At 73.6% G+C, this 14,778-nt stretch carries 10 protein-coding genes; 7 read left to right on the plus strand and 3 right to left on the minus strand.

Annotation, left to right across the window (positions count from 1 at the left end; all coding sequences use genetic code 11):
- The first annotated feature begins 188 nt into the window (after positions 1-188).
- Positions 189-1,250 (plus strand): adenosine deaminase, encoded by a 1,062-nt coding sequence (locus tag ACWIF2_RS27510; RefSeq protein WP_454363413.1) that lies wholly within the window; start codon positions 189-191, stop codon positions 1,248-1,250.
- The gene (locus ACWIF2_RS27515) at positions 1,247-1,972 is read left to right on the plus strand and encodes a glycerophosphodiester phosphodiesterase (RefSeq protein WP_454363414.1); all 726 of its coding nucleotides are present in this window, start codon (positions 1,247-1,249) and stop codon (positions 1,970-1,972) included. Before ACWIF2_RS27510 ends, ACWIF2_RS27515 begins: the two co-directional genes overlap by 4 nt.
- Here ACWIF2_RS27515 and ACWIF2_RS27520 read toward each other — a convergent pair.
- On the minus strand, positions 1,917-3,563 hold the full coding sequence (locus tag ACWIF2_RS27520) for an RNA polymerase sigma factor (protein ID WP_454363416.1): 1,647 nt from the start codon (positions 3,561-3,563) through the stop codon (positions 1,917-1,919). The two genes, ACWIF2_RS27515 and ACWIF2_RS27520, sit on opposite strands and share 56 nt — an antisense overlap.
- Positions 3,564-3,743: 180 nt before the next feature.
- Positions 3,744-6,548: an AAA family ATPase gene (locus ACWIF2_RS27525; RefSeq protein WP_454363418.1), complete on the minus strand. Its 2,805-nt coding sequence runs from the start codon at positions 6,546-6,548 to the stop codon at positions 3,744-3,746.
- 463 nt (positions 6,549-7,011) lie between these two features.
- Here ACWIF2_RS27525 and ACWIF2_RS27530 point away from each other — a divergent pair, with 463 nt between their 5' ends.
- From ACWIF2_RS27530 to ACWIF2_RS27540, 3 genes are all read left to right on the plus strand, one after another.
- The gene (locus ACWIF2_RS27530; RefSeq protein ID WP_454363420.1) at positions 7,012-7,680 is read left to right on the plus strand and encodes a helix-turn-helix transcriptional regulator; all 669 of its coding nucleotides are present in this window, start codon (positions 7,012-7,014) and stop codon (positions 7,678-7,680) included.
- A gap of 187 nt (positions 7,681-7,867) precedes the next feature.
- Positions 7,868-8,560: a DUF4255 domain-containing protein gene (locus ACWIF2_RS27535; protein ID WP_454363422.1), complete on the plus strand. Its 693-nt coding sequence runs from the start codon at positions 7,868-7,870 to the stop codon at positions 8,558-8,560.
- Complete coding sequence (locus ACWIF2_RS27540; protein WP_454363424.1) at positions 8,557-10,839, plus strand: AAA family ATPase; 2,283 nt, start codon at positions 8,557-8,559, stop codon at positions 10,837-10,839. Before ACWIF2_RS27535 ends, ACWIF2_RS27540 begins: the two co-directional genes overlap by 4 nt.
- A gap of 16 nt (positions 10,840-10,855) precedes the next feature.
- Here ACWIF2_RS27540 and ACWIF2_RS27545 read toward each other — a convergent pair whose 3' ends face one another.
- On the minus strand, positions 10,856-12,268 hold the full coding sequence (locus ACWIF2_RS27545) for an RICIN domain-containing protein (protein WP_454363426.1): 1,413 nt from the start codon (positions 12,266-12,268) through the stop codon (positions 10,856-10,858).
- Between the two features lie 280 nt (positions 12,269-12,548).
- On the opposite strand from ACWIF2_RS27545, the gene ACWIF2_RS27550 reads away from it, so the two are divergent.
- Together ACWIF2_RS27550 and ACWIF2_RS27555 are read left to right on the plus strand one after the other, a co-directional pair.
- Complete coding sequence (locus ACWIF2_RS27550; RefSeq protein WP_454363428.1) at positions 12,549-14,141, plus strand: phage tail sheath subtilisin-like domain-containing protein; 1,593 nt, start codon at positions 12,549-12,551, stop codon at positions 14,139-14,141.
- A 56-nt stretch (positions 14,142-14,197) separates the two neighbouring features.
- A complete protein-coding gene (locus ACWIF2_RS27555) occupies positions 14,198-14,641 on the plus strand; it encodes a phage tail protein (RefSeq protein ID WP_189728071.1) in 444 nt (147 codons plus the stop codon).
- Positions 14,642-14,778 lie beyond the last annotated feature (137 nt).

Raw genomic sequence — 14,778 nt, forward strand, 5'->3', positions numbered from 1 at the left:
ATGCTACGGGGCGGTTCGGTGCGTGCCGTCGTGCGGGTGCGTGGGGGTTGCTCGCGCAGTTCCCCGCGCCCCTGAAAAAGAAGGGCGATGCACCCACCGCATACGATGAATCCGAGTTATCGATCAGCCGATCACCCGCGCCCCCGCCCGCCCCGCGCCGGCCGGGGCGCCGTTCCGGGGAGGAACTCTTGACCCAGCACCTCGTAGACCCGCACGCCCCGCGCGACCTCGCGGCGTTCATCGCGGAACTGCCCAAGGCCGAACTGCATGTGCACCACGTGGGCTCCGCCTCCCCCCGGATCGTGTCCGAGCTGGCCGCCCGGCATCCCGACTCCAAGGTGCCGGCCGACCCCGCCGCCCTGGTCGACTACTTCACCTTCACCGACTTCGCCCACTTCATCGAGGTGTACCTGTCGGTCGTCGATCTGATCCGCACCCCGGAGGACGTCCGGCTGCTCACCTACGAGGTGGCCCGTGACCTGGCCCGGCAGCAGGTGCGTTACGCCGAGCTGACCATCACGCCGTTCTCCTCCACCCGGCGCGGCATCGACGAGCGTGCCTTCATGGACGCGATCGAGGACGCCCGCAAGGCCGCCGAGGCCGAGTTCGGGACCGTGCTGCGCTGGTGCTTCGACATCCCCGGCGAGGCGGGTCTGGAGGCCGCCGAGGAGACGGCCCGGCTCGCCACCGACGACCGGCTGCGCCCGGAGGGCCTGGTCTCCTTCGGCCTGGGCGGGCCCGAAGTCGGTGTGCCGCGTCCGCAGTTCAAGCCGTACTTCGACCGGGCGATCGCGGCCGGGCTGCACTCCGTACCGCACGCGGGCGAGACCACCGGCCCGGAGACGGTGTGGGACGCCCTCACGCAGCTGGGGGCCGAGCGCATCGGCCACGGCACCAGCTCCGCACAGGACCCGAAGCTCCTCGCGCACCTCGCCGAGCACCGGATCCCGCTGGAGGTGTGCCCGACCTCCAACATCGCCACGCGCGCGGTCCGCACCCTCGAGGAGCACCCGATAAAGGAGTTCGTCGACGCCGGGGTCGTCGTCACGATCAACTCCGACGACCCGCCGATGTTCGGCACCGACCTCGACAACGAGTACGCGGTGGCCGCCCGGCTGCTCGGTCTCGACGAGCGGGGCGTGGCCGAGCTGGCGAAGGACGCCGTCGAGGTGTCCTTCCTTGACGCGGCGGGCAAGGCCCGGATCAAGGGCGAGATCGACACGTACACCGCGGGGTGGCTCGACCGGTGACGTCCGTTCCCCTCGCCGTCGGCCACCGGGGCGACCCCTACCGGCACCGCGAGAACACCGTCGCCTCGCTGCGTTCCGCGCTGCGACGGGGCGCGGACGCGGTGGAGATCGACGTACGCCTGACCCGGGACGGTGTGCCGGTGCTGCTGCACGACGACACGCTGCAGCGGCTCTGGGAGCACGAGCGGCCGGTGCGCGCGCTGTCCTGGGAGGAGGTGCGCGGGCTGACCGGCGGCGGGGTGCCGTCCCTGCCGGAGGCGCTGGCTGCGACCGACGGGCACCGGGTGATGATCGACCTGCCCGGCTCGCCCGGTGTGCCGGCGGTGCGCCGGGTCATGGACGCCGTACGGGAGGCGGGGGCGGCGGACCGCGTGTACTACTGCGCGGGCGCCGACGCCATGCTCGCCGTGCGCGCGGCGGACCCGGACGCGGAGATCGCCCTCACCTGGACGACCTTGGCCCCGCCCCGGCCGGTCCTGCTGGAGGCGATCCGTCCGCGCTGGCTCAACTACCGTTTCTCCCTGGTGGACCGGGCCCTCGCCGAGCGGGTGCGCCGCGACGGGTATCTGCTGTCCGTGTGGACGCCCGACACCCGCCGCTCCATGCGACGGCTCCTGGACGCCGGGGTGGACTCGATCACCACCAACCGCGTCGACGTGCTGTGCGCTACACGCGCGAGCGCTGCGGCACCGTCGCCGGATCGGCCGGGGCCCGGCGGGTGACGTACTGCGGCACCGGCGCGCTGTCCGTGCCGGTGTCGCGGACGAGGCCGTAGCGGATGGCGCCCTGGGCGGGGCCCGCGTTGATGTCCTCCTCGACGGCCTGCCGGTTCGACGGGAAGACGGTCAGGCCGTAGTCGCAGCCCCGTTCGTTCTGGGTGAGGGTGACGCTGCCGTCGACGTAGAAGTACTCGTTCTGCCACATCTGCTGGGTGCCCGAGGGCAGTTCGGCGTATCCGATGGCGGGCCCTCCCATGCCGGTGGCGTAGCCGTCCGGGGCGCCGGGCAGCGGGTCGTCCATCCGGCGCCAGCCGCCGGAGGCCACGTGGAAGAGCTTGCCCTTCAGGCCGGTCCAGGAGGGCATGACCAGCGCGCCGGGCCGGGACTTGGGCGAGATCTGCCAGCGGACCAGGACATAGCCCCGGCCGCTCAGCGTCACGCTGTCGCCCCGGTGCTGCATGACGGCCTTGGGGCCGCCGGTGCTGGTGATGCCGGGCTCGGGGCGGCGCGGCAGGGCGGCGGGCCTGGCGTTCGGGTCGGGGGCGCGGTCGACGGCGTCGACGACCGTGCCGTAGAGGTCGGCCTTCTTCGTCGGCGAGGGCTTCGGGGCGGGCGGGGCGGAGGACGGCGGGGGCTCGGGTCCGGAGGGGGTGGCCGTCGCCGTGGGGGTGACCGCGGCCCGGGGCGGCGGGGCGTCCGGCGGCTGGGTGACGACGTAGGCGCCGCCCGCGACGATGGTCGCGCCGGCGGTCATCGCGACGGCCGGCTTGGTGAGGGCGCCGAGCAGCTTGGCCGACCAGCCGACCGAGCCGGCCGAGCCGACTGCCACGGCCGTCTTGCCGCCGAAGGCGAGCGACAGGGTGAACCCGACGGGCAGCGGCACGAGCGCGATGCCTACCAGGAGGCGTTCCGCCGGTACGACGGACTCGCGGGTGCCGCCGCAGTAGCCGCAGCCGCGGATGTGCCGGGCCAGGCGTTTGCGCCACACCGAGTCCGGCCGGCCGTTCCAGCGGCCGGTCAGCTCGCGCAGGTCGGCGCAGGCGCCGTCGAGGGCGCGGACGATGCCGCGCGAGGTCTCCAGGCGCTCCTTCATCCGCTGGACGCGCACGGCGGCGTGCTGCCGGGTGATGCCGACGGCTGCGGCCAGTTCGCGCCGGGTCAGTTCGCCCGCGACCTCCAGCCACCACAGCGACAGCAGTTGCCGGTCCTCGTCGTCGAGCCAGCGCGCCGCCTCGGCGACCTCGCGCCGCTGGCCGTCCAACTGGAGCCGCAGCACGGTCAGTTCGGCGAAGTCGGAGGACTCCGTCTCCTCCAGCCGGTCCGGGGTCCTGCGGCGCGCGCGGTCCCGTATCTGCCGCATGGCGATGGCCACCAGCCAGGACCGGAAGCTGTCCGGGTCGCGCAGGGAGCCGAGGTTGCCGACCGCGCGCAGCATGGTCTCCTGGACGACGTCGTCGACGTCGGCGTGGCCGTTCAGGGCCCGGCCCACGATGTTGTAGACCAGCGGCAGCCAGCCCGCTACCAGCTCGTCCAGCGCCCGCCGGTCGCCGTCCTGCGCCGCCGTGACGGTGGCGCGCCAGTGCTGACTGTCCACGGTGGCCTCTCGACGCCTGGGATCACTGATGTCCGGATCACTGATGTTCCGCACGCACCCTCTCAGGCGGTCCCGGGGTCCTCGCTATGTCGGGGATCACAAGGTGGAGACGGCGTGAAGGGCGGGGCGATAACACTTTTTGGCACCGCGTCCCGGCACCGGGACCTTCTTCTCGAGGGGTCAGTCCCCGCTCAGCGCCTGTCCCAGCTCACCCCTGCGCCGGATGCCCAGCTTCTTGTACGTGCTGGTCAGATGGGTCTCCACGGTGCGCCGGGCCAGGTGGAGGAGACCGGCGATCTCGGCGTTCGTCCGGCCGTCGGCCGCCAGCCGGGCGATGCGCAGCTCGCTTCCGGTGAGGGCGCCGGAGCCGGTGCGGGCGGTGGCGGCCCGGCGGGCCCCGCCTTCACGCAGGGCCTTCTCCGCCAGGGTCCGCAGCCGCACCGCGCCCAGACGTTCGGCGCGTTCCGCGGCGGTCCGCAGACAGTCCCGGGCGCGGGCGCGTTCGCCGGCGGCGGTCAGCTGCCGACCCTGCGCGAGGAGCGCGGCCACCAGCTCCCCCTCCGTGGCGGCCGGCGCGTCCGCGAGGAGGGCCACGGCCTCCTCGGCCAGGCGCAGGCCCCGGCGGCCGCCGGTGACCGTGCCGAGCACCCTCAGGGCGCGGCCGACGGTGCGGGGCGTGCCCCACACCCGGGCCAGGCGCAACTCCTCCTCGGCCAGGGCGAGCGCCTCCTGGGGGCTGCCGAGGGCCAGCCGGCATTCGGCGGCGGCGGAGCGCCACGGGGTGACGACCGGGCTGACCACGTCCCGGGCGGTCTGGCGGCGGCCGCACTCCAGGAAGTCGAGCAGGGCCCCGGCCGTGTCGCCCGCGTCGGCGCGCTGCACGCCCCGCGCGTACAGGAAGCGGTTCAGCTCCCAGTTGTCGGGCGCCTCGCGCAGGTCGAAGCCGTCCGCGAGCCGCCGGGCCTCAGCGGTGCGGCCGGTCTCCACGAGTGCGATCAGGGTGGTGGCGTGCACGTTGGAGGGACCCTGGCCGTGGGTGGGGGGCTCGGCGGGCAGCAGGGTGTACTCGCCGCGCGCGGCGGCGATGTCGGCCCGCGTGTTGAGCAGCGCCGCGTGCATGGGGTGCAGCAGGTCGGGGCGCTGTCCGGCCAGGCCCCGGTCCACGAGGCGGTCGGCCTCGTCGAGTTCGTCGGCCCACTGGGCGACGGCGGCGGACGTGCCCAGCAGGAAGGGCTCGGTCAGCGGGTGGGCCGGCTCGGCGAGCAGCGCGCGCACCTGGCGCATCGCGTCGCCCGCCGAAGCCAGTGCGGCACTCGCCGCGTACCGGACGAGCAGCGCCCGGGTCGCCGGGCCCACGAGTTCCGGTGAACGCTCGGCGGTCTCGGACAGGCAGCGGTACACATCGCTGCGGACCGTCTGGTCCTGGTCGGACAGCAGGGCGGACGCGGTCTGGAGGGCGCTGCCCAGGTCGGGGTGTCCGGAGAGCTGGCCGTCCACCGTGCGCAGTACCTCCACGGCGGCGCGGGCCCGGCCGCGTCCGGCCAGCGCGGTGCCGAGGGCCACGGCGGCCCGCACCCGGTCCTGCGGTGTGCCGTGCAGCCCCAGGGCCTCGGTGAGCCGGGGGATGCCGGCCGAGGAGTCCCGGCCCGCGCACTCCAGGGAGCCCAGCTCGGTCAGCACCCGCTGCCGGTGGTCGTCGGGCAGCGGCTCCCGCAGGGCTCTGCGCAGGAACGCGACGGCGTCGTCGGACCGGTCTTCGCGCAGCGCGAGGGAGGCGGCGTCCCGCAGCACGGCCGGAGCCCACGGGGCGTCCACGGGGCCGGACCGCAGCAGGTGCCGTGCCACCGCCTCGGTGGGGGCGCCGCGTTGCAGCAGCGCCTCGGCGGCGGTCCGGTGCACCGCGTGCCGCCGGGCCTCGGGGACGCCGGTGAGCACGGCGTCCCTCAGCAGCGGATGGGCGTAGCGGGGCAGGCCGTCCGGGCCCGGGCGCAGCGGGCCGAGCCCGGTCATCGCGGTGAGCCAGCCCGCCACCCGGGCCGGATCGGCACCTGCCAGCTCCCCGAGCAGACCGGCCGGATCTTGGCCCTCGCCCCCTCCCCCCTCCGCCCGTTCCCATCCCTCCTCGAGCACGGCGAGAGCCCGGGCCACCTCCGCGGTGCCGTACCCTGCGCTGTCCAGCCACCACTGCACGGCGGCCACGTAGGAGCCCTGGTACAGGGCGGCGGAGGTCTCGGGAAGGGCGGGGTACGGGAGCGGGGCGTCGGTCGCGTACCCACCGGAGGCGCTGAGGTCGTCCAGGAGGGCCCTCAGCAGCAGGGGGCTGCCCGCACCGGCCCGGACGCAGCTCTCGACCCAGGACATGGGGGCGTTCGGGTGCTCCGCGCGCACCAGGCCGGTCGCCGAGTCCGCGGTGAGCGGGGACAGGGTGTGGGTGTCGACGAGGGCGGGAGAGAGGGTGTGGGTGAAGCCCGGGGCAGGGGGATCGATGTCGTACTGGCTGCGTTCGGTGACGGCCAGCAGGATCGGCAGAGGTAATCGGTCCACGTGCCGGGCGGCCTCCACCAGCCAGCGGTACGAGGGGCCGTCGGCGAGGTGGACGTCGTCCACGGCGAGCAGCAGCGGGGACTCGTCGGCGTACGAGCGCAGGGCGTGCCGGAGCAGGGCGGCCTGCTCGCGTTCGTCGCCGGCCGGGTCGGTCCGCTCCGAGCCCGGTACGGGTGCGAGGAGCTGGAGCACGGCGGCGAAGGGCGCGGCCGCCCAGTCCGGGGAGCAGCGGGCGCGCAGCACCCGCACGCCCTGTGCGGCGGCGGCCTCGGCGGCCGCCTCCAGGACGCTGGTCCGGCCGGTGCCGGTGGCTCCGCGCAGCAGCACGAGGCCGCCCGTCCCGGACCGGGCGCGTGCCAGGCCGGCTGCCAGCAGGGCGGCGGCTTCCCGGTGTTCGGCCGGCTGCGTACGCCGCGACTGCTCGAGCTGAGGATCGGGCATTCCTGTCTCCCTGGTCGGACGTGGCGTTTTCCCCGTCGAGGACGGCCTGCGCCCGGGGCGGGTGCCGTGACAAGTGCCACGGCGGCGAGTTCCGGCCCCGGCGGAACCGGACGGGTCGTCACCTCACGGCTGCCGTGCGGCGGTCTGCGATCTCGTGGTCGGCGCGGGGGCCGGTCTCGTGGTCCGGTGCGGAGCCGATCTCGTGGTCCGGTGCAGAGCCGATCTCGTGGTCGGCGCGCGGGCCGCTCTCGTGGTCGGCGCGCGGGCCGGTCTCGTGGTCGGCGCGGGGCCGCTCTCGTGGTCCGGTGCGGAGCCGGTCTCGTGGTCGGCGCGGGGCCGATCTCGTGGTGCGTCTCGTGGTGATCCACGATTGCGACCGGACCGTCCGCCCCAGAAGGGTGAGGGGTGCACATCCGCCACCGACTCCACAGAGGTGGCGCGTACGTGGACATAGGGGAAACGGTTGCTCAGCTCATCGCGGACCACACGCCCCGGCACGGCCGATTCCGCGCCCCGGATCCCCGTGGCGGTGCACGCCACGGACCCGATCACGCGCGAGGGAGCGCTCAGCCAGCTGCGGCGGTTCCCGGAGATCGACCTGCGGGACGAGACCGGGTCCGGCCCCGGCACGGTGGCCCTGCTCATCGACGACGTCCTCGACGACACGGGCCTGACCCGGCTGCGCCGGCTGGTGCGCAGCGAGGGCGCGCGGGCGGTGCTCGTGGTGTCCGCGCTGCGGGAGGCGGAGCTGCTCGACGTGATCGAGTGCGGGGTCGGTGCCATCGTGTGGCGCCGGGAGGCCACCGCGACCCGGCTGGTGCAGGCCGTGCTCGCGGCGGCCCGAGGGGACGGCGACCTGCCCGCCGATCTGCTCGGCCGGCTGTTCAACCAGGTGGGCACCCTGCATCGCAGCGCCGCAGGCCGTACCGGCGCTCCGGCCTCGGGGATGACACCCCGTGAGGTGGACGTACTGCGGCTGGTGTCCGAGGGACTCGACACCGGTGAGATCGCCAGCAAGCTGTCCTACTCCGAACGCACCGTCAAGAACGTGATGCACGGGCTGACCACCCGACTGCACCTGCGTAACCGGGCACACGCCGTGGCCCATGCCCTGCGGGAAGGCTACATCTGACCGAACGGGCATCCGAAGTCGCCCCCACGGGCAGCGCTTTCTGCCCCGCCGCCGTCCCCGGCGACCCTGCGGGCCGTGGCGGGGCGGAGGGCAGGATCGGATACGGCGGCCCGTCGGCCGCACATCGGCGGCAGGTGACCCCGCGGGGACGAGCACGGCACGGCAGGGCGGAAGCGGGAGCACAGCGGTGATCCACGAAGTGGACGAGGTCCTCAAGAACCTGCTCGGCAGCGGCGCACTGGCCGGTTCGGGCATCGACGTCGCCCTCGACGCGCCGACCCGTGACTGGGCCGCCCGCCGCAACGCGCCCACGATCAACGCCTATCTGTACGACATCCGGGAGGACGTCGCCCGCCGGCAGCGGGGCCAGGTCCCGGTCCACGACGAACGGGACTTCGTCGTCAAGCACCGGCAGCCGCCCCGCTGGTTCCGGCTGTCGTACCTGGTGACGGCGTGGACGAAGCAGCCCCAGGACGAACACCGGCTGCTGTCGGCGGTGCTGGCCACGCTGATCCCGCGCGAGTTGATCGCCGCCTCCGAACTGCCCGGGTCCCTGGGCGCGTTGGGCATGACGATCCCGATGTCCGTGGCCGGCACCCAGACCGAGTCGCGTTCCCTCGCGGAAATCTGGTCCGCGCTCGGCGGCGAACTCAAGCCGTCCCTCGACCTCGTGATCACCGCTCCCTTCCCGGCCTACCCCGAGTACGACGCGGGTCCGCCCGTCACCGAGGGCGTGGCGGTCCGGGTCCGCACCGTGGACGACACACAGCCGCGGTCGGAGGAACGCGCACACAGCGCACGGCAGGTGGCGGCGGCCGAAGAGGCCCGGGAGGCCCGCAGGACCGCGCGCCGGGGCCGGGGACTGGATCGCACGACATGACCACGCGGACGTCCGGTATCGACACCCCCGCCACCGCGCTCCTCTCCCGCCTCGCCGAGCTGCGGGACCGGGTCGCCCTGCTGGTGGAGCACCGGTCCGCCGGCGACCCCACGGCAGGCGACCCGCTGCGCGGCCTGTACCTGTCGGAGGAGGCCGTACGGCATCTGCTGCGCCCGGCCGAGCCGTTGCCGCTCGGCTCCCCCGGCCCCGGCGGGCAGCCCGATGACCGTCTGGCCCGCCTCTCCGCCCGGCTCCGCCTGACCGAACTCGACACCGCGCTGCTCCTCATCGCCCTCGCCCCCGACCTGGACCGCGGCTTCGAGCCGCTGTACGGCTACCTCAACGACGACGTCAGCCGCCGTCGGGCCACCGTCGCGCTCGCCCTCGACCTGTGCGGAATCCCCGTCCACCTGGCCGAGGGACGGGCCCGGCTGCATCCCACGGCCCCGCTGTCCGCGCTCGGACTGCTCACCGTGGAGGACCCCGACCGGCCGTTCCTCAGTCGCGCACTGCGCGTACCGGACCGCCTCGTGGCCCACCTCCTCGGCGACGACACCCCTGACGCGTCACTCGCCGGGCATCTACAGCCACTGCCCGCGCCGGAGCCCGGTACGGACGTCCGGGAAAGAGACCAGGACACACCCACTCCCCGCGCAGACCTCCGGGACCCCGACCAGGACGGACCCGCCCCTGCCACGAACCCCCGGGACCCCGACCAGGACACATCAGCCCTTGCCACGGGCCTCCGGGACCCCGACCAGGACACACCGACCCCCGCCACGAACCCCCGGGACCCCAGCCACGGGGCACCCGCCCCCGCCACGAACCCCCGAGACCCCGACCCGGACACACCAGCCCCCGCCACGAACCCCCGAGACCCCGACCACGGCGCACCCGCCCCCGCCCCGGACGACGAGGCCGCGCGGATCGCCCACCGGCTGGCCGCCCTGCTGGTCTCCGGTCCGCCGCTCACCGTGTATCTGCGCGAGCGCCGCGAGGGCGACGGGCTCCCCTGTGTCACCGCCGCCCTGCGCGCCGCGGGTGTCGCGGCCGTGCGTTTCACGGGGCCCGAGGACCGCGTCCCGGAGCTGCTGCGGGAGACCCGGCTGAGTGACCGTGCGGTCGTCGTCACGGGGCTGCCGGAGCAACCGGCGGCGCTGTTCCGGGAGTTGGCAGCGGCGGTCGACGTCCCTGTGCTGGTGACCGGGTCCCGCCCGTACGACCCCCGGTGGTGCGACCATGACCCCCTCGTCCTGGAGGCGCCCGCACAGCGCGCGGGCGCGGTGGACGCCTGGTCGGCCGCCCTCGGCGGGGAGGCCGGCTTCGACCTGGCCGCCACCGTCGCCCCGTATCACCTCGCAGGTGACCACATCACCCGGGCCGCCCGTGCGGCCCGGGGCCTCGCCGACTTCGACGGGACCCCGCTCTCCCCCGCCCATCTGCGCCTCGCCGCCCGGCAGCAGTCCGCCTCCGGGCTTGAGCAGCATGCCCGCCGGATCCGGCCCGACGTGGACTGGCGGGACCTCGTCCTGCCCGACGGTCCACTGACCCAGCTGCGGGAACTCGCCCTGCGCGCCCGCCACCGCGACCGGGTCCTCGGCGACTGGCGGCTCAGCGCGGGCGGCGGCCGGGGCCGGGGCGTCCTCGGCCTGTTCGCGGGCGAGTCCGGCACCGGCAAGACGCTCTCCGCTGAGGTCGTCGCGGCCGACCTCGGACTCGATCTCTATGTCGTCCAGCTGTCGTCCGTGGTCGACAAGTACGTCGGCGAGACCGAGAAGAACCTGGAACGCATCTTCACCGAGGCCGACCGTACCGACGCGGTGCTCCTCTTCGACGAGGCCGACGCCGTCTTCGGCAAGCGGTCCGAGGTGAAGGACGCGCACGACCGGTACGCCAACCTGGAGAGCGCCTACCTGCTCCAGCGGCTGGAGTCCTTCGACGGCATCGCCCTGCTCACCACCAACCTGCGCGCCAACATCGACGAGGCGTTCACCCGGCGCCTGGACCTGATCGTCGACTTCCCGTTCCCGGACGCCGGTCAGCGCCTCGCCCTGTGGCGGCACAGCCTCGCGCACGTGCCCGGCACGGACGGCATCGCTCTGGACGCGGTGGCCTCCGGCTTCGAGCTGGCGGGCGGTTCCATCCGCAGCGCGGTGGTGACCGCCGCGTATCTGGCTGCCGGGCGCGGGGACACGGTCACGGCGGACGACCTCCTGGAGGGCGCCCGCCGTGAGTACCGCAAGGCCGGCCGCCTGGTGCCGGGGGAAGGCAGCTGGTAGCGGCCGGCCTTGGCCGTCAGCCGTCCGAGGGCTGGACGATCTTCCACTCCTGGTCGTCGGTGTTGGAGCAGTGGAACAGGGTGAGGTTGCTGCCGTCACCGCCGGTGCTGTAGCCGGACACGTCCAGGCACTTGCTGTTGCTGGCGTAGTTGCGGATCCAGTAGGCCCCGCTCTCCTGCTTGTCGATCCACCACAGTTGGTTGTCCTGCATGGTCCCGTCGCAGGTGTACTCGGTGATCCCGGACGGCACGGGCGCCGCCCCGAAGTTCGGCAGGTCCATGCAGAGCTGGTCCTTGGCGTTGCGGATCTGGAAGAGCGCGTGACCGCCGGGCCCCTTGTTCCCGTACTTCACCTCGAGGTTCCACCGCTGGTTGTCCTGCCCGGTCTCGTCGCAGGTGAACTGCTTGACCGGCCCGTCGGCCTTGTTCTCCGGGGCGGCCGCGCACTTCTTGGTGGTGGGGTTGTACAGCAGGACGTTCATCGCCGGCACCGCGGGCTTCGGCTTCTTCTTGGCGGGCGGCGGCGGTGCGGCTCCACCCCCGCCCCCGCCCCCGCCACCCTCTCCCGCACCGGCCTCCGACTCCTGCGGCGTCGGCGACGGGGGCGGGGCCGAGGTCAGGGACGGGGTCGGTGTCGGGGACGGCTCGAGGGTGCTGCCGGCGCCGACGGGCGACGCGTCGGCCTTGGTGGTGACCGAGGGCTTGTAGGCGAGCCACAGCATGAGGAAGGTGAACGCGAGGGCGAACAGGATCCCGAAGAGGGTCGCCAGCCAGCCCGGCAGGAACCCGCGCTGCACGAACGTCCCCTCCACGGGCATCGCCGTGGCGCCGGACCGCTGCACGGCCAGGGTGTAGGGCCGCTGCTCCTTCGACCCGAACCAGATGATGTTCTTGGGCTTCAGCGTGGTCTTGACGAACGCCGCCCGGCCCGGCTCGATCTGCACATTGGCCGGGTGGATGTCGTACGACAGCTCGTCGCCGTTGTCGCTGCCGCTCAGAGACGCGGTCAGCTTGGTGTTGCCCACGTTGTCGACGGCCAGCCGGGGCCGCCCCCGGAACCGCCCCTTGACCGTGGGCGGCACCAGCTCCGCCCGCACCTCGGTGAAGGGCGTGATGGTCAGGTTGCCCTCGGGGACGGTCGTCGCCTCGGGATGCTCGGTCGGCGTGATCCGCACCGCGTACGGGTTCGGGCCCGCCGTGGCGTCCGGCGTACGCGGTGGCGCGAACGTCAGCTCCACCGTGCCGGTCGTGCCGGGGTAGAGGCGCAGGGACGCCGGCTCGACCGTCGTCCAGGGGGCGACGGGGCCGACCGGTTCGAAGCGGTACTCGTCGACGACGTCACCGGTGTTGCGCAGGCGCAGGCGCACGCGCGTGCTGCTGCCCGGGTCGACGGTCGCGGAGGCGGGTTCCAGAGATGTCCACAGGCTCACGTCGCGACGCTAGCCGGGGTGTCCACGGCGCGTCAGGAAGCCCAAGGGCACGATGGGATGGCCGAAGGGGCCACGCCGCGGGGCCCTCAGGGCCGGGGCGCCGGAGCGCCGGCCGCCGTCAGTACGACCTGGGCGCGTGAGCCGTCACGCGGCGCCCTCGGAACTGCCCTTGCGGGCAACCGGATTGCCCCCGCTTCGGCACCGGAGGCCGTTCCCGCACCGGTCCGGCGCGCGCGAGGGTGAGGGCTGTTCGTGTCTCGTACCCCGAGGAGAGCAGAGCATGCCGTCCTACCTGTCGCCCGGCGTCTACGTCGAGGAGGTGGCCAGCGGCTCGCGCCCGATCGAGGGGGTGGGGACGTCGGTGGCGGCCTTCGTCGGACTCGCGCCGACCGGACCGCTGAACGAGCCGACACTGGTGACCAACTGGACGCAGTACGTGGCGGCCTTCGGTGAGTTCACCGACGGGTACTACCTCGCGCACTCCGTCTACGGCTTCTTCAACAACGGCGGTTCCGCCGCGTACGTCGTCCGCGTGGGAGGCTCCTCCGAGGGCGCGCCCGCCGAGGCCGGCCAGGGCCCCGCCGCCGTCACCGGCCGTTCCGGCAGCGCCCCGGCCGCGCTGCCCGCGGGCGAGCCGAAGCAGCTCGGCACCTTCGCCGTCACCGCCGTGGCGCAGGGCGATCTGAGCGTCGAGGTCGCGGACCCCGAGGGCGAGGGCCCCGCCGAGCGGTTCAAGCTGATCGTCAAGGACGGCGACAAGCCGGTCGAGACGTTCGACGTGACCGCCAAGAAGGGCGGCCGCAACTACGTCGTCACACAGGTCAAGGAGCGCTCCAAGCTCATCACCGTCACCGAGGCCGCGCCGGCCGCGCAGCTGGCCCGCCCGGACAACCAGACGGTGGCCCTCGCGGCCCCGGCGCCCGCGCCTCCCGCCGCTTATGACAACCACCCGGACGCCGCGCACCCGGGCCCGGCCCAGTACCTCGGCGACTCCGCCGACCGCACCGGCTTCGGCGGTCTGGAGGCCGTGGACGAGGTCTCCATGGTGGCCGTCCCCGACCTGATGGCCGCCTACCAGCGCGGCGCGATCGACCTGGAGGCCGTCAAGGCGGTCCAGCTCGGGCTGATCGCGCACTGCGAGCTGATGGGCGACCGGGTCGCCGTGATCGACCCGCCACCGGGCATGAACGCCCGCCAGATCCGGGTCTGGCGCCAGGAGACCGCCGGCTACGACTCCAAGTACGCGGCCCTCTACTACCCCTGGATCAAGACCTTCGACCCGGCCACCGGCCACTCCCGGCTGGTGCCGCCGAGCGGCCACGTCGCCGGCATCTGGGCCCGCAACGACTCCGAGCGCGGCGTCCACAAGGCCCCCGCCAACGAGGTCGTCCGCGGCGCCGTCGACCTGGAACTGCAGATCACCCGCGGCGAGCAGGACCTGCTCAACCCGATCGGCGTCAACTGCATCCGCGCCTTCCCCGGCCGCGGCATCCGCGTCTGGGGCGCCCGCACCCTCTCCTCGGACCCGGCCTGGCGCTACCTCAACATCCGCCGGTACTTCAACTACCTGGAGGAGTCGATCCTGATCGGCACCCAGTGGGTGGTGTTCGAGCCGAACGACCACAACCTGTGGGCCCGGATCCGGCGCAACATCTCGGCGTTCCTGGTCAACGAGTGGCGCGACGGCGCCCTGTTCGGCCAGCGCCCCGAAGAGGCGTACTACGTCAAGTGCGACGAGGAGACGAACCCGCCGGAGTCGGTCGACGTCGGCCGGGTGGTCTGCGAGATCGGCATCGCGCCGGTGAAGCCCGCCGAGTTCGTGATCTTCAGGCTGGCCCAGTTCTCCAGCGGCGGCGGGGAGCTGGAGGAGTAGCCCCGGCCGCACACCCGCCATCCACCAAGACCCCCTAGAAGGACTGCGAACAGCACATGAGCCTTTCGCCGGGTGACTCCCTCACCTCACACAATTTCGGGCTGCAGATCGACGGCGTCATGGTCGAGTACCTCGCCGAGGTCAGCGGCCTGTCCATGGAGCAGGACGTCATCACGTACCAGCAGAACACCCAGAACGGCCAGAACAAGGTCGTGAACCTGCCGGGCGTGAAGAAGAACGGGACCTGCACGGTCGTCCGCGGTATGACCCAGTCGGCCGCGTTCACCGAGTGGATCAACCAGTCGATCACCGGCCAGATGAGCACGGCCCGCAAGAACGCGTCCATCATCATGATGGACTACCAGAGCAACCCGGTGAAGCGCTACAACATGCGCAACGCGTGGTGCAGCAAGATCGACACGAGCACCGTGAAGGCGGGCGAGGCGTCGGCGCTCACCGAGACCGTGACCATCGTGTTCGAAGAACTGGACATCGAGTAATGCGGCGTACGGCCGCCAGGGCCGGCGGCGCGGGGCCGGTGGGGGCGGGGCCGGAGGCGGCCCCCGGGCCCGGGCCGCTGCAGGCCCCGCCCGCCGCCCCGGCCCCGGCGCAGGCGCAGGCCGCGCCGCAGCAACAG

It is taken from the genome of Streptomyces sp. NPDC055506 (genome assembly GCF_053643595.1).

Bases quoted from the DNA above. Each gene is read 5' to 3' on its own strand.
- ACWIF2_RS27525 (WP_454363418.1), bottom strand. From the start codon at position 6,548: ATGCCCGATCCTCAGCTCGAGCAGTCGCGGCGTACGCAGCCGGCCGAA.
- ACWIF2_RS27540 (WP_454363424.1), top strand. From the start codon at position 8,557: ATGACCACGCGGACGTCCGGTATCGACACCCCCGCCACCGCGCTCCTC.
- ACWIF2_RS27550 (WP_454363428.1), top strand. From the start codon at position 12,549: ATGCCGTCCTACCTGTCGCCCGGCGTCTACGTCGAGGAGGTGGCCAGC.
- ACWIF2_RS27555 (WP_189728071.1), top strand. From the start codon at position 14,198: ATGAGCCTTTCGCCGGGTGACTCCCTCACCTCACACAATTTCGGGCTG.